Below are 20,691 nucleotides of genomic sequence, written 5' to 3'. Positions count from 1 at the left end.
GTTATGGCATTTTTTTGTAGATATGCCATAGCTATCGATAAAATGGTTGATATCGAAGGGGTTGTTGGTATTATTGATCCGGCATTTGTATTCTTGAAAAAAGCCAAGAGATCCTTATATGAACGGAATGAAATCTACCGATATGAGAAGGTTGTCGCGCGAGGCGCGGCATGAGCGGCGTGTGCAGGTGATTCGGTTGCGCGCAGCAGGTTACACGTACGACAAGATTGCGGCACAAATGGGCCTGAGCCGGACAGGTGTGTTTGGTATCTGCCAGCTTGCAATTACTCACATCCCTGGATACGGTTATGGCCCCTAGTCTTTGTCAGGAGCCCTTATGAATAAAGTCGTCGAGCGCTTTCTTGCAGTGCTTGACTGATCAGCGAAGTAATGTCTCTAGCCGCAACAAGATAGCTTTTAGGGGTTTTTCATCCTTGGTTACATCCCTATTACCTTGGCCGATATGGTATTACGCCTTGTACAGTAATGAACTCCGTAAGAAATAGGTTCATAAAAAATGTGGGTAATTGCAAGGTTAATGGTGTTCTTACGATATGCAGCAATGGCAAAACAAGTTGACGAAATAAATGTCATGGCTCACGGACCACAAGAGTATCTGCGTGCAGTAGTTTTACCACCAAACTCAATGTAGCCATTTTTTGTAAGCGCCGTACATTAAAAATGTAGTCTGAGAGCAATAGCCATTGAAAAACATTTTTCTTGTTTTTCAATCGCGGTGCCATTAATATCCATCAAATTCTAACCACGCTGGTCGATATGGTCGGCCGAACTCAAGCTTCAATATAGCTTTTGCATAATCTTTATCGATCGTGATTGGTGGCGGAATCAGGATAACGGAGCGCACTCGAGTAGCTCGAGTTTGATCTAATTAGTACGAATGAAAATAGGAGACAAGCATGTTAAAGAGCATATCTCACTCGGCGTTACCAGAAACCCTCGCGCGGAACCTCGGTGATTATTATTTAGGTCAAGCTCGTGCTGAGAAGGAAAAGGGGCACTTGGAGGTAGCGCTGACCCTATACGATCAGTTGAAAGAAACGCTGAAATCGCTTGGGGGCGTAAAAGAAGCTTTGAGGAAAGCGCAAGATCCCCAAACATTAGCCGATGAGACATTGCGAGCGATGATGGCTGATGCCTATTTCGAACGTGGGGAAGTGTTAGAAAGCTTAAATTTATTTACCAAAGCAAGAATCAGCTATATTAAGGCTGGAGCGTGGGGGCACGATGGAGCCAAACATCGTGCGGAAGCTTTGGCCCCTCCATCAGAGCATAGTGCTCACTCAAATAAATTGGCTTCCGCTCCTGCCATATCTGCTTCAATATCTGCCGAGGAAAAAAGTGATCTGGTGGATTATCTGTTTGAAAAGGCGCTGTTGACACTAAGTTCCTTAGAGGTGTCGAAGAAACCCAGCTTGTTTCTAGTGTATGCCCATGATAATGATGCTCACGGGGAGGCGAAGGCCTCGACGTCTAAATATTTAATCAATAATTTATCTAAAATCCGAGGGGTGACGCTCTATTCGGATCAAACGCCGATAGGGCAGGCGTATGCAAATTCGGATGAAAATCTGAAAGAAGATGGCAAGCTAGAAGACATCTTAACCAATCAATTCTGTTTGCTGCCCGCTCAGGTGCGAGCGGATGTGAAGCCGGTCGATAAGGTGATCGTGTGTTGTTCTGATGTCTTAGGAAGCTACCTAAAAGGTCAGTCCTATAAAGCGTTTTGTGATGAGCTTAAAAAAGCCTATGACATAGATCGAGAAGCCTACGTCAAAGACAACCAACAAAAGGGTACTCCAGCGTTACGTGAGGTGGTCAGAAAATTTTCCCAAGAGGAAAAATATATGGCGGACTTCCATCATGTGTTGACGGAAATGGCTTTTTTGGAGATTCGAGCAGCGCATCTGAAAGGTCAGCACGGGATTATCCCGGTTTCATTAACGCCCAATAGCTATGACTACTGCCTGAAGGATTTTATTGACTCGACGACGGTTCGGATGGAGGACCCTCTGCGCTTTGATTTGCAAGTGAAAAAGGGGGAGGAAGTCTATCTGAACCAAGGGTCACATGGTGTGCTGTTTAAGGTGATCGAGCGGCTGTTAGCGGGTAGCAACGAAGCGAAAACGTTTCTGGACAAGTTTTGGACAGGGCACAGCCATGTTATATCGCGTTTAAAGAGTGATTTAAACTTTGGCAAACTAGAATTTGCGAAGCTCTTAGACGGCATTTTCGATGGTATACGGACAGCGCTGCATAGCCAGCTTGCTTCCACCGTGCAGCAAGAACACGAACAGTTGCAGGTGTTCCGTGCCGACCCTAGAGCCGCGCTGAAAGAACAGTATGAGGCGGCCTTAACGCAAAATGAGGCGTTTCAAGAAACCCTTAAGCTCTATATTGAACCGCGCTGCCGAGCGAATTTGGATGGGGAGAGCAAAACCTTTGACCTTTTACCCCAAGTTCAAGCATTTCTAAAAGATAAACAAGTGATTTTGTTGACGGGAGACTCTGGGGCGGGCAAAACCACCTTCAACCGCCGCCTAGAAAAGCATTTATGGGACCACAAAAAAGCAGACGATGCGATCCCACTGTTTATTTCTCTGCCGAGCATTGATAAGCCTGAGCACGATCTGATTGCTAAAGCGTTAAAGAAAAGAGGCCTGTCAAAATTTCAGATTCAGAAATTAAAGAAAGAAAACCAAAGGTTTATCTTTATTTTGGATGGGTATGATGAGATACGTCAGACGCAAAATCTGTATGTGAGCAATTCCATCAACAAGTCTGACGGCTGGCAGGGTCACATGGTGATTAGTTGTCGCAGCGAATATTTGGGGCAGGACTATCAAAGCCGTTTTCAACCGAATCCGATGCTGCAGGACAAGGACACGTTGTTTCAAGAAGTCGTGGTCGAACCGTTTTCAAAAGAAGAGAGCGATCAATATCTAGAAAAATATGTGGCGCACAACCCAACGGAATGGACTGCGCAAGCATACCGAGAAGCTTTCTCCAAACAACCTAATTTAAAAGACTTGATTAGTAATCCATTTTTGCTGCGGGTAGTGCTAGAAGCCTTGCCGCACGCTGAAAAAAAGGGGAAAGCGGTATCTACGATCCAGTTACGGATGGACCTGTATGATCAGTTCGTTAGACAATGGTTCGAGCGCAACCAGCAGCGCTTAAGCACCCAAAGTTTAACGGAGGCCAGACAAGAGGTATTTAGAGAGTTGTATGATGATGGCTTTGCCCAGCATGGCATTGGATTTGTGAAAGAGCTGGCGGTGCAACTGTACAAAGAGAATGCAGGTAATCCGATTGTCGAATACTCGTTGTTCAAAGACAAGGGAAGTTGGAAGGATGCTTTTTTCGGTCGAGAAAAAGAAAATCAACTGCTGCGGGAAGCGTGGCCTTTGATCCGAAGTGGGACTGAATACCGTTTTATCCATAAATCGCTGCTGGAATATTTTGTGGCGCGGGCGCTGCTTGAGTCGTTCGATGGATGTATGGATCGAAGTACTCGCCAGCGTCGAGGTAGCGCTGCTTCAATCTATAGTTTTGAAGAGCAAGCTGTTGTGCACATTCGAACGCAGCAAGGTTTATCGTTAAGCCCAAAGCATTGGATTGGCGACCTTGGCGTTACGCGCTTGTTGACTGATCGCGTTTGGCAAGAGCCTACATTTAAGGAACAACTGTTAGCGATAATCGAGCGTTCTAAAACCGATAAGACGATACGCCAAACAGCGGCCAATGCAATGACGATTTTGGTCAGAGCAGGGGTACAGTTTAATGGTGCGGATTTAAAAGGCATCCAGATACCCGGAGCCGATCTGAGTTTTGGGGTATTTGATTCAGTGCAGTTGCAAGGGTCGGATTTAAGAAAGGCCACGCTTCGTACGAGTTGGCTACGCAACGCCAATTTCAGCGGCGCGCAGATGGTCGGGGTGCAGTTTGGTGAATGGCCTTATCTTCCGGAAGAGAGCGAGGTCCTGTCCTGCGCGTATTCACCAGATGGGAAAACCTGCGCGATGGGTCTTCAAAACGGTAAGATCCGCGTGTATGACACCTCCAGTTGGGAAAAAATCCACACCTTAGAAGGACATAAGTCTGATATTTGGAGCGTCGCATATTCGCCAACCGGCGAGCAAATCGCCTCGGGGGGTAAAGATAAGGCCGTTCGACTTTGGGACGCGGCAAGCGGTGCGCTGCGCCACACCCTAGAAGGACATAAGTCTGATGTCTGGAGCGTCGCGTATTCGCCAACCGGCGATCAGATCGCCTCGGGAAGTGATGATGAGACCGTTCGACTGTGGGACACGGCAAGCGGTGCGCTGCGCCATACTTTACAAGGGCATGAAGATTATGTTAGATGCGTTGTGTATTCGCCGAGCGGAGATCAGATCGCTTCTGGGGGGTATGACGAGACCGTTCGACTGTGGGACGCGGCAAGCGGTGTGCTGCACCATACCTTACAAGGGCATGACTCTATTGTTAGGAGCGTCGCGTATTCGCCGAGCGGCGAGCAGATCGCCGCGGCGAGTGATGACCATACCGTTCGTCTGTGGGAAACGGCAAGCGGTGTGCTACGCCACACCTTACAAGGACATGACAGTTGGATCAGGAGCGTAACGTATTCGCCGAGCGGCGATCAGATCGCTTCGGGGAGTGATGACAAGACCGTTCGACTGTGGGACGCGGCAAGCGGTGTGCTGCGCCACACCTTAAAAGGACATGAAAAGACTGTTTATAGCGTCGCGTATTCGCCAAGCGGCGATCAGATCGCTTCGGGGAGTGAGGACCAGACTGTTCGTTTGTGGGAAGCGGCAAGCGGTGGGTTGCGCCACAACATACAAGGACATAAGAAGGTTGTTAATAGCGTCGCGTATTCGCCGAACGGCGATCAGTTTGCCTCGGGGAGTTGGGACAAGACCATTCGACTGTGGGACGCGGCAAGCGGTTTGACGCGCCACACCTTACAAGGACATGACGATAGGGTTTTGAGCGTCGTGTATTCGCCAAGCGGCGATCAGATCGCCTCGGGGAGTGATGACCTTACCGTTCGACTGTGGGACGCGGCAAGTGGTGCGCTGCGCCATACCTTAGAAGGACATGAGGATTCTGTTAGTAGCGTCGCGTATTCGCCGAGCGGCGATCAGATCGCCTCGGGGAGTTGGGACAAGACCGTTGGTTTGTGGAACGCGGCAAGCGGCGCGTTGCGCCACATCTTAAAAGGACATGAAGATTATGTTAGGAGCGTCGCGTATTCGCCGAGCGGCAATCAGATCGCCTCGGCGAGTGATGACAAGACCATTCGACTGTGGGACGCGGCTAGCGGTGCGCTGCGCCACACCCTAGAAGGACATGACGATAGGATTTTTAGCGTCGCGTATTCGCCGAGCGGCGATCAGATCGCCTCGGCGAGTTGGGACAAGACCGTTCGACTGTGGGACGCGGCAAGCGGTGCGTTGCGCCACACCTTAGAAGGACATGACTCTGAGGTTGATAGCGTCGCTTATTCGCCGAGCGGCGATCAGATCGCCTCGGGGAGTAAGGACGAGACCGTTCGTTTGTGGGCAGTCGCCTCGGGCCAGTGTCTGGCGGTGATTGAAGGTTTTAGCGGGAGAGTCTACAGCATTGCCTGGCAACGGTCTGTCGGCGGCAACGATCTGGTGACGGGCAGTGAGGATGAGTTCGTTCGGCAGTGGCAGGTGACAGGAGAGAGTGATGCAGTTCAAGTGCGGCTACGCTGGATGTCACCGCATACCGAACTGACCGTGAAGGGTACAGTCATAGAAGGCGCAGAAGGCTTAAGCGAGGCGAATCGGATACTGTTGAAGCAAAGGGGGGCAGTGAGAGAGTCGTTATAACTGTGAAGTAGGCAAGAAAATCCTGAGCGGATCCTCGGTGGTGACAACTCGTTAGCGCCGAGCTCAGGCACTTTAAGACGAACAACTGACCTGGAGCGAGCTTGCCCAGGCAGGAGGCAGTTGCGCATACACCTCATACTCTGGCAAGGCATTGAAGGGGCGGCGCAGGACATTCAATAATCGCTCAACTTCAGAGAAATCTTTTTCTTGAGCAAGCTCGATGGCCTGCTCGACTAAATGATTGCGCAAAATATATTGAGGGTTCACGCAGTTCATCGCGCTAGCGCGTTGGCTATCATCGCGGCCTTCATATACGAGGCGCGCACGGTAGGTGTGTAACCAAGCATGAAAAGCTGTGCAATCAGTAGTAAAAAGAGAGCTTACGCTTGCATCACCAAGCGTATCGTGTTGACAAACTTGAGCAAGCCGGCGAAAAGTCAACGTAAAGTCTGCGCGGTTCTGATGCATTACTTTAAGCAGCTGATCGATTAATGCAGCATCGCCATCATGCTGATGCGCTAAGCCCAATTTGGCACACATTCTTGTTTGCAATGCCTGCATGAAGCGAGGCTTGAACTCGCCAAGAACAGTTCTTATTTCCTCGAAAGCATCTTGCTTACCGCTAGCACTCTGAACTTCTATGCTGATGATGGGTAATAATGCTTGTGCCAGGCAAAATAGGTTCCAATAGGCGATTTCTGGCTGCTTTTGATAAGCATAGCGACCCGTTGTATCTGAATGATTACAGATATAGTCAAAGTTGAAGCCATCGATAAAACCATAAGGGCCATAATCAATGGTTAAACCCAGTATCGACATATTATCGGTGTTCATCACGCCATGGCAAAAGCCAATGGCCTGCCAGTGCGCAATCAGATCTGCCGTGCGCCGTGTGACTGCTTTAAGCAAGGCGAGATAGGGCTTATCGGTGTTGTCGCAATCAGGATAATGGCGCGTAATGATATGTTTGGCGAGCAGTGCAATCAGATCAGGGCGGTTACGTGCATAAAAATGCTCAAAATGACCAAAGCGCACAAAGCTTGCGGCAATGCGGGTGGTAATGGCTGCTGTTTCAACGCCTTCACGATGCACGGGTAAATCCGAACCGATGACACACAATGCACGTGTAGTAGGCACACCAAGAGCGTGCATTGCCTCGGAACATAAAAATTCACGGATAGAAGAGCGTAGCACTGCGCGCCCATCGCCCATTCTGGAATAGGGCGTAGGTCCTGCTCCTTTTAATTGAACTTCATAGTGGCTTTGACCATACTCAATTTCACCCAAGGTCAGCGCACGGCCATCGCCAAGTTGGCCCGCCCAGACACCGAATTGGTGGCCTGCATACACAGTTGCAAAGGGCATTTTTTCAGATGCCGTAGACAAGGAGTTGCCGGCGAACCAGGCAACAAAAGCGGGGTCATGTGCAATCTGTGCTGTGCAGCCCAAGAGTGCTGCGGCATCTGCTGAAAAGCCAACTAGATAAGGATTCGGAACAGGCGTTACCGGCACCTTTGTATAAAAATCAGGGCCAAGTGATAGAAAGCTATCTGGCAAAGATTGCTTGAATCTGTCAGCTAAATTAGAAATATCCACGGTATCAAGAGAAAAGGGCATGTTGAAAAGTAGCGAAATTGAGTCGTCAGCGGTGCGATTAGAGCGCTCTTGAAAAACTGTAGGAATCTCAGACTTAATCAATCTATGGCTAGATAATAGTCCTTTCCGCGGCGAAAGAAGCTATTTATCTCGGTCGCTGTCAAAAGCACGGTAATCCCCCCACAAATTGATAGGATTTGAAAGTAGAATTTCCTCCAAAGAGAAAAAGGAAGTTTTACGTGAAGAAATCAAAGTTTTCAGAAAGCCAGATCATCAGTATTTTGAATCAGGCGGAAGCGGGATCGCCGGTACCAGAGCTATGCAGAGAGCATGGGATGAGCTCGTCGCTATTTTATAAATGGCGGAGCAAATACGGGGGAATGGATGCGTCGATGATAGCGAGGCTAAAAGAGCTTGAAGAAGAGAATCGTCGTCTAAAAAAGATGTATGCAGAAGAAAGATTAAAGGTGGAAATTATTCAGGAGGCCATGCAAAAAAAGTGGTGACGCCATCTTGCCGACGCAAGGTGGCGCAATGGGCAGTAGAGACAAAGGAAGTGAGTGTCCGGCTGGCTTGTGAGATGTTTGGGGTAAGCCAAACATGCTACCGTTATAAGCCTAAGCAGTCTTCAGAAAACGATCAGATCGCAGATTGGTTGATTCGATTAACCAGCCTGCATCGCCATTGGGGTTTTGGTTTATGTTTTTTGTATCTACGCAATGTTAAAGGCTTAAGCTGGAATCATAAGCGTGTTTACCGTATTTATCGAGAGCTGGAATTGAATCTGCGAATCAAGCCGAAAAAGAGGTTGATCCGAGAAAAGCCTCAACCCCTTGCAGTGCCAGAAAAAAGTAATGAAGTATGGTCAATGGATTTTATGCACGATCAGCTCTCGGATGGAAGAAGCATCCGGCTATTTAATGTCATCGATGATTTTAATCGCGAGGGATTAGGTATCGAAGTGGATTTCTCACTGCCCTCAGAGCGCGTGATTCGCTCGTTGGAACAAATCATTGAGTGGCGAGGTCAGCCAAAGCGCATTCGTTGCGATAACGTACTAAATGCAATAGCATAAATAGGTTATCTATATAAAATAGATCAAGAGTAAGTGCTAAATCATGACATATTAAAATTTTACTAAATGGGTCGTTAGTCTTAGTTCAATAGGAGAATATATCTATGTTAGCCCCTGTTTCTAATTCTGCTGTAACGCATTATTCAACAACGCAAAGACCCGAAAAATCTTTATCCTTCAGACTTCCTTTGGAAATCCGAGAAGAAATAGAAAAATTGCTGGATTTTCCGAGCCGGCAGGCGTTGTTTAAAGCATTAATCACAGTAACTTGTGATGGTGAGCCTATAGAAGCGCCCGCTCTGAAGCTACATCTGATCAAAGAAAGGATTCAGACTCAATATCAAGAAAATCTAATAAGATCGGATGGAGAGTTAAAAGAGTTTGCGTTAAGTCAATTGCGAAAATTATCAGACTTAGGGCAACTCGGTCAGGTTGTGGAGAAATTAGCCCTTTTTGAGTTGGTATGTCTTGTTAACGATTCAGAGATATTTAGATTTTTACAGAAAAAAATCCAACAAGACGCGTATTTAAAGCAGAGGTTATTGACTTGGGTCGAGAGGTCGAAAACAGAAGAGGTACAGCCTATAGCTGCTAAAGCGTTAACGTTGTTGGTCAAAGCAGGAGTGAGTTTTAGTGGTCAAGATTTCCGTGGAATGCGAGTTCCTGGCGCAGATTTAAGTCATGGTGTGTTCGATTCGGCGCAGTTGCAAGGAGCGGATTTAAGGGGGGTGAAGTTTTGTACGAGCTGGCTGCGTGAGGCGAATTTAAGTGGAGCGCGGATGGACGAGGTGCAGTTTGGCGAATGGCCTTATCTCCAGGAGGAGAGTTGGGTGCAGTCGTGCGCGTATTCACCCGATGGGAAAAACTTTGCGGTAGGCCTTAAAAACGGTAGGATCAGCGTGTATTGGAGTTCGAATTGGGAAAAAAGGTATACCTTAGAAGGGCATACAGAATCGATAACTAGCGTGGTGTATTCGCCGAGCAGAGAGCAGATTGCATCGGGGAGTGAGGACGAGACGATACGACTGTGGGACATGCATAGCGGCGCCCTTGTGCACACCTTACGCGGACATATAGCATCGATAACTAGTGTGGTGTATTCGCCGAGTGGTGAGCGGATTGCCTCGAGCAGCAATGACAATACGGTACGACTTTGGGATGCGGAGAGTGGGGCAGCTGTACACCTCCTGCGAGGACGTCAATGGTGGATTACAAGCGTAATGTATTCGCCCAGCGGAGAGCAGATTGTCTCGGTCAGTAATGACAAAACGGTGCTAGTATGGGACGCTATAAGTGGCGCGCCAGGCCATATCTTGACTGGCCATACCGGCGTTGTTGTGAGTGCGGTGTACTCTCCTAATGGAGAGCAGATTGCTTCGAGTAGTAGGGACAAGACGGTGCGGCTATGGGACGCTAAAAGCGGCGCTCCAGGCCATATCTTGACTGGCCACACCGGCGTTGTTGTAAGTGTGGCGTATTCGCCCAGCGGAGAGCAGGTTGTTTCGGGTAGCGAAGACAGGACGGTGCGGTTGTGGGACGCTAAAAGTGGCGCTCCAGGGCACATTTTGACTGGCCATACAGACGATGTTGTAAGTGCGGTGTATTCGCCCAGCGGAGAGCAGATTGCTTCGAGTAGTAGGGACAAGACGGTGCGGCTATGGGATGCGCACAGTGGTGCGCTAAAGCACACCTTTACTGGCCATACCGATCCTGTTTGGAGTATGGTGTATTCGCCGAGCGGAGAGCAGATTGTTTCGAGTAGTAGGGACAAGATGCGGCTATGGGATGGGCGCAGTGGTGCCGCTATGCGCGTCTTAGAAGGACATACCTCCGGTGTTAGGAGCGTAGTGTATTCGCCGAACGGGGAGCAGATTGCTTCGGGTAGTGAGGACAGGACGGTACGGTTATGGGACGCTAAAAGCGGCGCTCCAGGGCACACCTTGACTGGCCATACCGGCGATGTTGTCAGCGTGGCGTTTTCGTCCAGCGGAGCACAGATCGCTTCGGGTAGTGAGGACAGGACGGTACGGTTATGGGACGCTAAAAGCGGTGTGCCTGGGCACACCTTGATTGGCCATACCGGCATCGTTATTAATAGCGTGGTGTATTCGCCCAGCGGAGCGCAGATCGCTTCGTGCTGTTGGCATACGGTGCGGCTGTGGGACGCTAAAAGCGGCGCGCCTGTACGAGTCTTAAAAGGACATACATCCCACATTTGCAGTGTCGCGTATTCGCCGAGTGGAACGCAGCTCGCCTCGGGCGGTGCTGACTATACGGTACGTCTGTGGAACGCTAAAAGCGGCGCTCCAGGGCACACTTTGACTGGTCATACTAGCGCTGTTTTAAGCGTGGTGTATTCGCCGAGCGGTTTACAGCTTGCCTCGGGTAGTATGGACAATATGGTTCGTCTGTGGAAAGTGGAAAGCGGAGCCCGTGTGCATACCTTAAAAGGACATACCTGGGCTGTTTTAAGCGTAGCGTATTCGCCGAACGGTTTGCAGCTCGCATCGGGAGGCGGAGACAAGACGGTGCGGCTATGGGACGTCGTTTCAGGTGAGTGTCTTAGAGTGATTCAAGCGTTTAGTGGCGCTGTCCATAGTGTGGCCTGGAAAGCGACGGGCAACACGCAGTATTTAGTGAGTGGCAGTGCAGACAAGTCGGTGTGTCAGTGGGAGGTCGAAAAAGGCGCAGAAGGCTATAAGGTGAAACTGTGCTGGAATAGTAAGGAGCAGGAAGTCCTGACGGTGAGTGACATGTTGATAGAAGGGGTAGAAGGATTAAGCGAGATAAATGAGCGACTACTCAAGCAGAAAGGGGCGCTAAAAAGAAAAATGGCATGAGTGTTTCACCGCTTAAGCTGCCTTAGCTGATTGTATTAGAGCACTTTGTAAGTGCCGATAGGGCTCTGAATCAGAGCGCTTGAATGCATTCACTTAGGCAAACCCAGCAATCGAAATTCCGGTGGGCTTTCGGTTCAGACCTAGTTTAGTTTGCATGTTGAAGGTCACGACTGCATCCGTACATTCGGCTTGTGATTGTGCGTGTTTCAGCACCAGCCAAGCTGGAGATTTGTGCGCTCGCTCCTTATCGGCCTTCTGGCTTCATACAGCAGTCGTCGAATATATCAGGGTTTGCCAGCGCCGGTCCGACCGGTTCTCCATGCTTGCCAATTCTTGCGCAATCGAACAGAAGTTAGGCTGTACTCTGATGAAACGTGTAAGTCATGCTACGTTGAAGCGCTCTTCGTATCTTAGCAACGCCCACGCGATACGAGCGGTCTTGTTTGTCACAGCAATCGAAGCAATGCTTGTGTGTCGGCGCTGTATGAGAATTTTATTCCATCGGCCATGTCTGTCATCACGGTGATGCGCGAATTGCACCACTGCACGGGTCCTGGCCGCGCAGCGTGCACCAGAAGCGCATGGTCATGCACCCTCAGGTCGCGCTTGAACCAAACAACGGTGTAGCCCCCACGCTTGCTTGCTGTGAGAGTCAGGGAGCCAGCGTGTCGAGCACGCACCGGGCGAGGGCGCGGCCGCTGAGCCAAGCGCCTTCGACCTTGCCTCCATGCAGCCAGTCGCCACAAAGGCCCAAGCCCAGGCTGGCGTTCCACCAGCATCCAGCGGTCAGTGGTGGTTCTGTGTCGGCATAGCGCCAGCGGTGTGCCGTGGCATGCACGGTAGCTGGGTCGGGGCCGCCCAGCGCAGCAAAGGCCCGCAGTAGTGCAGTGGTGACGCTTGCGGCATCGTCTTCGATATGGGCCTCGCTCCATTCTGGACTGGCATGGAGCAGCCAAGTTTCCGGCCCGGTGCGGCCGGGTTTGTTGCTGTCACGGGCCAACCAGCGTAACGGGCCTGAATTGATAAAGACACCGTCGCACGGCAAAGATACAGGTGCAATGCAACGCACCATCACCGCCCAGCAGCCACGCATGAGGGCACTGGCAGCCAGGGCAGCCCCGTCTGGCGCTACCGGGGTTAGCAGGGGCACTGCCTGGGGGGCTGGCACTGCCAACAGCACGGCCCGGTAGCGTGTGGCGTGCGACGCATGCTCCGCCGATGTGAGAGACCAGCCTGAGGCGCTAGTCTCCAGAGCCTGCACCGTGGTTTGCAGCCGGACCTGCACGGGCACCAATGGCGGAGGCAATGCGCCCAGCGTGCGCACCAGGTGAGCTGCAGGCGCCGTCATGCGTGGGGTGCCAACAAAGCGCTCCAGCGGAGTATGCAGCGGCGCAAAGCCCTGTCCATCGTGGCTGGCGAGGCGGGCCGGCCATAAGGCTGCCGCACCGGCTTGCTGCCAGCGCTGCACCTCGGCGCGAAAGTCGGCGTCGCGCGCTGTGAAGTACTGCGCGCCATGGTCACATTGCCAGGTAACTTGCGCATCGTCGGCACGCCGGGTGCTCATTCGGCCCGAGGGGCCCCGGCTTTTGTCGAACACATGCACTATACAACCGGCCTGTGCCAGAACCTGGGCGCAGGCCAGGCCCGCAAGGCCGGCGCCTACTACGGCTACTATGTGTGTAGCCTGGCCGGTCACGGCGGCTGCGGCACTCATGGCTGGCTCTCTTGCGCGGGCTGAGGACTCTGGTGGCTCACCCAGATGAAGGCATCGATGTCGATGCCCAAGGCCTTGGCCCGGGCCACGATTGCCTGTTTTGTATAAGGCGCAAGGGCCTTGTCCCGCGCCAGGATCCAGCAATAGCTGCGATCGGGGCCTACGACCAACGCCCAGCGGTAGTCGGCATCGAGTGCGGCCACGTGGTAGCCGCCATAGAACGGCCCGAAGAAAGACACCTTGAGCGATGCGGTGGTAGGCGCCCCTGTGAACACGGCCTTGCCAACGGCCTCGCGCCACTGGTCCGAGGCAAGGTCAAATCCGCGATTCACCACGCGCACACTGTCGTCCGGCTGCGGTATGTAGGTAGCCGATACGTCCATCAAGCCACGCTCGAACGCATGGTCCAGCCGCGCCAGCTCGTACCAGCGGCCTTGGTAGCGCTGTATGTCAAATGGTGTAACCGCCTCCACGCCAGGCGGCGGACTGGTGTTGGCGCAGCCTGCGAGCAGGTTGGCGCATGCTATCCACAGCGCCAACAGCCCGAGGCGGCTGAACATGGATCGGCGGCGCTGTGCGGAGGAAAAGCAGAGCTGAATGGTGCTCATTCGGATGTCCTTCAAGTGGGTATGGCGCCACTGCGCCACGTCGTTCACCGGCGTCTGCGTACCCAGGGAGAAACAGGTTACAACCCTCCAGCGTCAGCAGTGCCTCGACCATCGGCAGCCCGAGGCTGCGCAGCTCCTGGTGCAGGGTAGTGAGCAAGCAGCCCACCTTGGGACCCTGCGGAACGGGCGGCGCCAGGAAGTTAATTGAATTGTCTAGGACAAAAATAGTTTTGTCTAGTACATTACCCCATAAGACCAGCGCGCCGCGCTGCCTCTGGCATCCCGCCGGAGATCGGGAGTGATCATGAAAATTGCAGTCATCGGACCGGGGATCTCGGGTTTGGCCGCCGCACGCCGCTTGCGCGAGCCGCTGGAGAAACTGTAACCACAGGACGTGAAAGGAGCCTTCCATGCGATCTCTTCCCACAGGCTATCGCGCCCTGATTCTCGGTGCCTCGGGCGCCATCGGCGGCGCCATGGTGGCCCTGTTGCGCGCCGACCCTAGCTGTGGCGAGGTCCGTACCCTGGGGCGTGGCAGCACACCCCAGGTCGACTTTAACGCCCCCTCCAGCGTGGCCCAGGCAGCACAGGCCCTGCGTCATCTGGCCCCCTGGCACCTGGTGGTGGTGGCTACGGGCATGTTGCAGGGTCCCACGGGCGCGCCCGAAAAATGCCTGGGCGATCTGCGCCCCGAACACCTCGCGGCGAGCTTCGCCGTCAACACCATCGGGCCGGCGCTGGCGCTGGCGCACTTTGCGCCTTTGCTGACGCGGGGCGAACGCAGTATGTTCGCGGTGCTGTCGGCCAAGGTAGGCAGCATTGGTGATAACCGCCTGGGCGGCTGGTACAGCTACCGCGCCTCCAAGGCCGCTCTGAACATGGTAATGAAAACCGCCGCCATCGAACTGGCCCGCACCCATCCCCAGGCCGTGGTCGCCGCCCTGCACCCGGGTACGGTCGATTCCGCCCTGTCGGCGCCATTTCGCGGTGCCCAGATCGGTCGTCCGGCGGCCGATGCGGCGCGCGATCTGCTGGCGCTGCTCGACGGCTTGGCCCCCGAAGACACTGGCGGCTTCTGGGCCTACGATGGCCAGCGCCTGCCATGGTAAAGCACGCCGAATGCAACGCATCTTTCAAGGAGAACACACCATGCGCATTTTGCTCACGGGCGGCACGGGCTTGATCGGCCGCGCGCTGTGCCGGCACTGGCAGCGGCAAGGCCACGAACTGTGGGTCTGGAGCCGTAGCCCGCACCAGGTGTCCGCGCTGTGCAGCGGCGCGCGCGGCATGGCCCGACTGCAGGAACTCGACGGCGGTCCGCCCGTGGACGCCGTGGTCAACTTGGCGGGCGCGCCGATCGCCGACCGCCGCTGGACGCAGGCCCAGCGCCATCTGCTGTGGCGCAGCCGCGTGGACCTAACCCGCACGCTGGTGGACTGGATGGGCCAGCAGCCCACGCCGCCGCGCGTGCTGCTATCGGGCTCGGCGGTGGGCTGGTATGGCGACCGCGGCGAGCAGTTGCTGGATGAAGACAGCGCGCCGGGGCAGGCCGACTTCGGCAGCCGCCTGTGTGTGGCCTGGGAGCACGAGGCCGAACGCGCGGTCCAATGGGGGGTGCGCGTGGCAGTGCTGCGCACCGCGCCCGTGCTTGCTTCGCAGGGCGGCATGCTGACGCGCTTGCTGCACGTTTTCCGCATAGGCCTGGGTGGTCCTTTGGGCAGCGGCCAGCAGTGGATGCCCTGGATACACATCGACGACCAGGTCGACCTGATCAACCACCTGCTGCAGCGTGGAGAGTGCAGTGGCGCCTTCAACGCCTGCGCGCCAGAGCCAGTACGCAATCAAGATTTCACCCGATCCCTAGCCCGTGCGCTGCGCCGCCCCGGCGTGCTGCCAGCACCGGCTTGGGCGCTGCGCCTAGCCCTGGGCGAAATGTCGGTGCTGCTGCTAGGCGGCCAGCGCCTGACACCGCGCCGCACGCTGGCAGCGGGTTTTGCCTGGCGTCACCCAGCACTGGAGCCAGCGCTGGAGCAACTTCTGCACACCCCATAGACCTCATGCCCGCACAGGCCAGACGAATTTATGAATCACAGCGCCTCTACTTCAACAGACAGACCCACCGCCGCGCTTTTGCGCAACCTAGGTACCCCCGATGCCCCCACAGCACTGGCACTACGCCGCTACCTGACGTAATTCTTATCTGACCCACGAGTGCTGGAAATTCCGCGCACCCTATGGCCGCCACTGCTACATGGCGTGATCTTGCGCATACGCCCGCGCCGATCTGTCGCCAAATACGCTACGCTGGCTCGCCACTGGCGTTATGAACGCAGCCTCAAGCCGAGCTGCTGGGCACGCAACTGCACCACACGGACTCGCCACTGCAAGTGTTGCCCGCATACACTACGCCCAGCCTGCCGTAGCCACGCAATTACGGGCCCTGCAAGAACAAGGGGGCGTTGCGTGCTGGTACTGCCGCTATATCCTCAGTACTCCGCAGCCACCACCGCCAACATGTTCGGTGGCGGCGCTGACTGAGTTCGCCCGTCAATGCAGGAATGGGCCATCGAAAGAGGACCTCTAAGAGCCGCTTTTTTCTATTTTAGAATGGTACTAATTTTGGGGCAGGGTCAAGAGCCGCTTTTTTCTATTTTAGAATGAAACTAATTCTGGGGCAGGGTCAAGGGCAACTATCTGTTGACAGGTAGTGAAGATAATTTGGCTCGTCAGTGGCAGGTGATAGCAGAGGATTCTGAATATAATGCGCGCCTGATCTGGATGTAACCGCATGGAGTGCTGACAGTGCCAGATAGCTTTTAGAGCTTTTAATATTACCTACGCTGCCGTAACGTGTGGCAGATGGGCTTTATCCAGTGGAAATGAAATTTTAGTCATTAGTGAGCGAGGTGCTCACAGATAGATAAATGTGAACTATATAGGAGAATAACTAGCATGTCGCCGATTAATAGAAGCCAAAACACTCAACCTTCTTTATCTTCATATTTTCCCCAGTTCTCTTCGGCTTTTGCTAACGCGTCACGAACTAATTCAATGGATCGGGTTGAGACAGCGGCATCTGTCATGCAAATTAACTATGGTTTGATTAATATGCCAACTGTTGGTTCGCATAACGAAATTACGGTGCATTACCATTCAACGGGCTCAGATGCTCAATTGTTACGAGAAATACTGAGACCACTGCAAAGCATGGCTATGCAGCCAAATAATGCACCGCTCGCTAGTTTAGGTATCGAGGGGTTGCAAAAAAAATATTTAGAAAGCTTGCAAAAAGACAGAGAAATCAAAGATGCGTTGGCAATGTACGTTGCGCCAGAATGCACCTCAATTACGAATATAAGAGAGCGCTTTAGCCTGGAAGAGAAGGTAAGAGATTTCTTAGTTTCAAAAGAAAAGAAAGTGCTGCTTTTGTTGGGTGTAGCGGGTTCTGGTAAATCAACCTTTAACCGTTATTTGGCGCGTAGCCTATGGGGGGCTTATGATAAGGAGGCTAATAAGTCCATCCAAACTCCTATCCCGTTATTTATTAGGTTATCAAGCTTGGAAAAGCCAAATGCTAATCTGATTTCAGAGTACCTAAAAAAAGAGAAATTTACAGAGGACCAGATAACTGATTTAAAAGCGAATTATTGCTTTATCTTTATTTTAGATGGCTACGATGAGATTAAAGATCGCACTCGCCTATTCTATAGAGAAAATGAACTGGATGAATGGCAAGCCAAAGTGATTGTTACCAGTCGTCCAGAATATTTGGGCGACCGATATGAACGCCAGTTTCACCCAAAAGGTCAGGCATATCTACTTCAAACCTATCAACTCTCCCCATTCTCAGATTTGACGATTGAAGAATATGTAAATAAATATAAAAGCACGTACCCAGAATTGGAAAATAGTGTCGCGGAACATGGGGAAATTCTTGATAGGCCTGAAGTCAAAGAGCTGATACGTAATCCTTTTTTACTCAAGTTGTCCTTGAGCGAATTGCCAACTTTGGCCGAGAAATACAAGGATAGTAATCAACGTATTACCCGTCTTGCATTATATGATCAATTTGTAGAGAGCTGGCTTAAGCGCTCGCAAGATCGATTAAGTTATATTCACTTAACTGATGCAGAGCAGAAGGCATTTAATTTTTTAAATAAATCCTTTGCTAAGTATGGTAAAAAATTTAACCAAGATTTGGCAATAGAAATGTATCAAGCGGGCTTAGTGCGTGTGACGTATTCTGAGCAGCTTTTCTATGATGAATCCAATACGGTAGCACAAGATTGGCGAGATAAATTTTTAAGTGATAGTAATGAAAAGATTAAATTACTACGTTTTAATGCACTACTCATATGCCGAGAGGATCAATATGAGTTTGTGCATAAATCGATTCAGGATTATTTTGTGGCGAGAGCATTGTGGGAAGGGCTGAGAGGGGATAGTAAGCGTCATGATGCAGAGTTATCTAAGAAACTGGGTGTGATAAGAAATATACGTCCGTTATGGGAAGGTCTAGGAGATAGATTTGAATTTGAGCCATCTGGGCAATTCAACACACTAAATGTAGTAGAAGACCCAGCAGTGCAGAGTTTTTTAGTAGAGCGAGTGCAAGAGGATAGAGTATTTTTGAAGGCCCTTTTAGCTTGGGTGAAGGCGTCCAAGACGCGAGAGGGTGTTAAAAGAGGTGCATCGAATGCGCTGACGGTATTGGTAAAAGCAGGAATACAGTTTAATGGATGTAATTTAAGAGGAATCCAGGTACCTGGGGCGGATCTGAGCTATGGAGTATTCGATTCAGCGCAGTTGCAAGGGGCAGATTTAAGGAATACGAATCTTCGTAATAGTTGGCTGCGGGAAGCGAATTTAAGCGGAGCGCAGATGGCAGGCGTACAATTTGGCGAATGGCCTTATCTGAAAGAAGAGAGCGAGGTGCATTCGTGCGTGTATTCCCCAGATGGCAGAAACTGTGCGGTAAGTCTTGATAATAATAAAATCAGTACATATTCAACTCCGAATTGGGAAAAAAGGTATACCTTAGAGGGGCATATAAACCGGGTAAATAGCGTGGTGTATTCGCCGAGCGGTTCGCAGATCGCTTCGGGCAGTGAAGACGGGACAGTCCGTTTGTGGGATGCGCAAAGCGGCATGGCTGTGCGCACCTTAGAAGGGCATACCGCTACTGTTTGGAGCGTGGTGTATTCGCCGAGCGGCGTGCAGATCGCCTCGGGGGGTAAGGACAAAACGGTACGTCTGTGGGATGCGGAAAGCGGGGCCCTTGGGCGCACCTTAGAAGGACATACCTCTTCTGTTTATAGCGTGGTGTATTCGCCGAGTGGTTCGCAGATCGCCTCAGGCAGTGGTGACAAAACGGTACGTCTGTGGGACGCAGAAAACGGAGCCCCCGGCCACATCTTAGAAGGACATACACGCGGTGTTAGTAGCGTGGCGTATTCGCCGAGTGGTTCGCAGATTGCCACAGGGAGTCCTGACAAAACGGTTCGTTTGTGGGACGCGCAAAGCGGGGCCTCCGGTCACATATTAGAAGGGCATACAGACTATATTTTTAGCGTGGTGTATTCGCCGAGTGGTTCGCAGATCGCCTCGGGTAGCGGTGACAGTACGATACGTCTGTGGGACGTGGAAAGCGGAGCCCTCTTGCACATCTTAGGAGGGCATACCGACTGGATTAATAGTGTAGTGTATTCACCGAGCGGAACGCAGATCGCATCAGGGAGTCTTGATAAAACGGTTCGTTTGTGGGACGTGCAAAATGGAGCCCTTGGGCACACCTTAGAAGGACATACCTATTATGTTTATAGTGTGGTGTATTCGCCAAGCGGAACGCAGATCGCCTCGGGGAGTTATGACAAGACGGTACGTCTGTGGGACGCGCAAAGCGGATCCGTTGGGCACACCTTAGAAGGACATACCGACCGGGTTAATAGTGTGGTGTATTCGCCGAGCGGTTCGCAGATCGCCACAGGGAGTTCTGACAAAATGGTGCGTCTATGGGACACGGAAAGCGGAGCCCTTGGGCACACCTTAGAAGGACATGCAGCCCCTGTTAGTAGCGTAGTGTATTCGCCAAGCGGAATGCAGATCGCCTCGGGCAGTGGTGACAAAACGGTACGTCTGTGGGATGCGCAAAGCGGAGCCCATATGCATATCTTAAGAGGACATACCGCCTGGGTTAAGAGCGTAGCGTATTCGCCGAGCGGTTCGCAGATCGCCTCGGGCAGTGGTGACAGTACGGTACGTCTGTGGGACACGGAAAGCAGAGCCTGTATACATATTTTAAGAGGGCATACAGACGAAGTTAGTAGCGTGGCATATTCGCCGAGCGGTTCGCAGATCGCCTCGGGGAGTAGGGACAAGTCGGTATGTCTGTGGGACGCGGAAAGCAGAACCCTTGTGCGCACCTTACGCGGACATACCTCCTATGTTTTTAGCGTGGAGTATTCGCCGAGCGGCGCGCAAATTGCCTCGAGTAGTTTTGACAAGATGGTGCGGTTGTGGGATGTTGCCTCGGGTCAGTGTCGTGCGGTAATTGGAGGTTTTGACGGAGGTGTTTATAGCGTTGCCTGGAAAACGATCCTCGACAGCACCTATCTGGTAACTGGCAGTGGGGATAAGTTCGTCCGGCAGTGGCAGGTGATAGAAGAGGAAGGGGAAATTCAGGTATACCTGCGCTGGGTATCACCGCATGGGGAGTTAAGTGTGAAGGATATTTTACTCGAAGAGGTACAAGGCTTAAGCGTGATGAATGAGACCCTTTTAAAGCAGCGCAGTGCTCGTTGGCCGACTTCCAATCAAGCCATCTAATCGTTTGGCAATATCATTTTGCAAAAGTAGCTCGCATTCGCCCTGAGAGACGCTCCCATCAGTCAGATTGCGTCCGACGCCGATGGTAATTTTGCCTACGGTATCGAAGTAGGGTTTAAAGCGCTCGCCTTCATCGCGTTTGAATTCGGTCATC

Annotated in this window: 10 protein-coding genes and 4 pseudogenes; 8 read left to right on the top strand and 6 right to left on the bottom strand. The window is 52.1% G+C overall.

The window, feature by feature from the left end; all coding sequences use genetic code 11:
• Positions 1–127 precede the first annotated feature (127 nt).
• A pseudogene (locus tag MCB1EB_RS05490) lies at positions 128–277 on the top strand (helix-turn-helix domain-containing protein); the annotation flags it as partial.
• A gap of 640 nt (positions 278–917) precedes the next feature.
• Positions 918–5,879 (top strand): WD40 domain-containing protein, encoded by a 4,962-nt coding sequence (locus MCB1EB_RS05485; RefSeq protein ID WP_052393650.1) that lies wholly within the window; start codon positions 918–920, stop codon positions 5,877–5,879.
• Positions 5,880–5,951: 72 nt separating this feature from the next.
• On the opposite strand, the gene MCB1EB_RS05480 is transcribed toward MCB1EB_RS05485, so the two are convergent.
• On the bottom strand, positions 5,952–7,496 hold the full coding sequence (locus MCB1EB_RS05480; protein WP_052394096.1) for a protein adenylyltransferase SelO: 1,545 nt from the start codon (positions 7,494–7,496) through the stop codon (positions 5,952–5,954).
• 218 nt (positions 7,497–7,714) lie between these two features.
• On the opposite strand from MCB1EB_RS05480, the pseudogene MCB1EB_RS05475 reads away from it, so the two are divergent.
• Positions 7,715–8,529: pseudogene (locus tag MCB1EB_RS05475) on the top strand (IS3 family transposase); the annotation flags it as partial.
• 125 nt (positions 8,530–8,654) lie between these two features.
• On the top strand, positions 8,655–11,390 hold the full coding sequence (locus tag MCB1EB_RS05470; protein ID WP_052393651.1) for a WD40 domain-containing protein: 2,736 nt from the start codon (positions 8,655–8,657) through the stop codon (positions 11,388–11,390).
• Positions 11,391–12,042: 652 nt separating this feature from the next.
• Here the strand turns inward: MCB1EB_RS05470 and MCB1EB_RS12640 are convergent.
• The 4 genes and pseudogenes from MCB1EB_RS12640 to MCB1EB_RS05455 all read right to left on the bottom strand — a co-directional run bounded on the left by MCB1EB_RS12640 (position 12,043) and on the right by MCB1EB_RS05455 (position 13,712).
• Positions 12,043–12,738 carry an NAD(P)/FAD-dependent oxidoreductase gene (locus MCB1EB_RS12640; protein ID WP_369008476.1) on the bottom strand — a complete coding sequence of 232 codons (696 nt, stop codon included), beginning with the start codon at positions 12,736–12,738 and terminating at the stop codon, positions 12,043–12,045.
• Positions 12,735–12,932: a hypothetical protein gene (locus MCB1EB_RS12585; RefSeq protein WP_313790320.1), complete on the bottom strand. Its 198-nt coding sequence runs from the start codon at positions 12,930–12,932 to the stop codon at positions 12,735–12,737. The genes MCB1EB_RS12640 and MCB1EB_RS12585 overlap by 4 nt, the downstream gene beginning before the upstream one ends.
• A pseudogene (locus MCB1EB_RS12580) lies at positions 12,919–13,104 on the bottom strand (NAD(P)-binding protein); the annotation flags it as partial. The gene MCB1EB_RS12585 and the pseudogene MCB1EB_RS12580, both read right to left, overlap by 14 nt.
• Positions 13,101–13,712, bottom strand: a complete 612-nt coding sequence (locus tag MCB1EB_RS05455; RefSeq protein ID WP_045362324.1) for a lipocalin family protein — start codon at positions 13,710–13,712, stop codon at positions 13,101–13,103. The pseudogene MCB1EB_RS12580 and the gene MCB1EB_RS05455, both read right to left, overlap by 4 nt.
• A gap of 410 nt (positions 13,713–14,122) precedes the next feature.
• On the opposite strand from MCB1EB_RS05455, the gene MCB1EB_RS05445 reads away from it, so the two are divergent.
• The 4 genes and pseudogenes from MCB1EB_RS05445 (at position 14,123) to MCB1EB_RS05430 (ending at position 20,537) form a co-directional block, all read left to right on the top strand.
• Positions 14,123–14,821, top strand: coding sequence for an SDR family NAD(P)-dependent oxidoreductase (locus MCB1EB_RS05445; RefSeq protein WP_045362329.1), 699 nt, complete (start codon positions 14,123–14,125; stop codon positions 14,819–14,821).
• A 40-nt stretch (positions 14,822–14,861) separates the two neighbouring features.
• A complete protein-coding gene (locus tag MCB1EB_RS05440) occupies positions 14,862–15,764 on the top strand; it encodes a TIGR01777 family oxidoreductase (RefSeq protein ID WP_045365602.1) in 903 nt (300 codons plus the stop codon).
• 30 nt (positions 15,765–15,794) lie between these two features.
• A pseudogene (locus MCB1EB_RS12745) lies at positions 15,795–16,021 on the top strand (ferrochelatase); the annotation flags it as partial.
• 643 nt (positions 16,022–16,664) lie between these two features.
• Entirely contained in the window at positions 16,665–20,537 is a 3,873-nt protein-coding gene (locus tag MCB1EB_RS05430; RefSeq protein WP_081953464.1) for an NACHT domain-containing protein, read from the top strand.
• Here MCB1EB_RS05430 and MCB1EB_RS05425 read toward each other — a convergent pair.
• A complete protein-coding gene (locus MCB1EB_RS05425) occupies positions 20,490–20,690 on the bottom strand; it encodes a glycoside hydrolase family protein (RefSeq protein WP_232034153.1) in 201 nt (66 codons plus the stop codon). The two genes, MCB1EB_RS05430 and MCB1EB_RS05425, sit on opposite strands and share 48 nt — an antisense overlap.
• Position 20,691: the final 1 nt, after the last annotated feature.

The organism is Mycoavidus cysteinexigens (assembly GCF_003966915.1).
Taxonomy (GTDB): domain Bacteria; phylum Pseudomonadota; class Gammaproteobacteria; order Burkholderiales; family Burkholderiaceae; genus Mycoavidus; species Mycoavidus cysteinexigens.
Note: the sequence above shows the minus strand (reverse complement) of the source record. Positions and strands in the feature narration are given on the sequence as shown.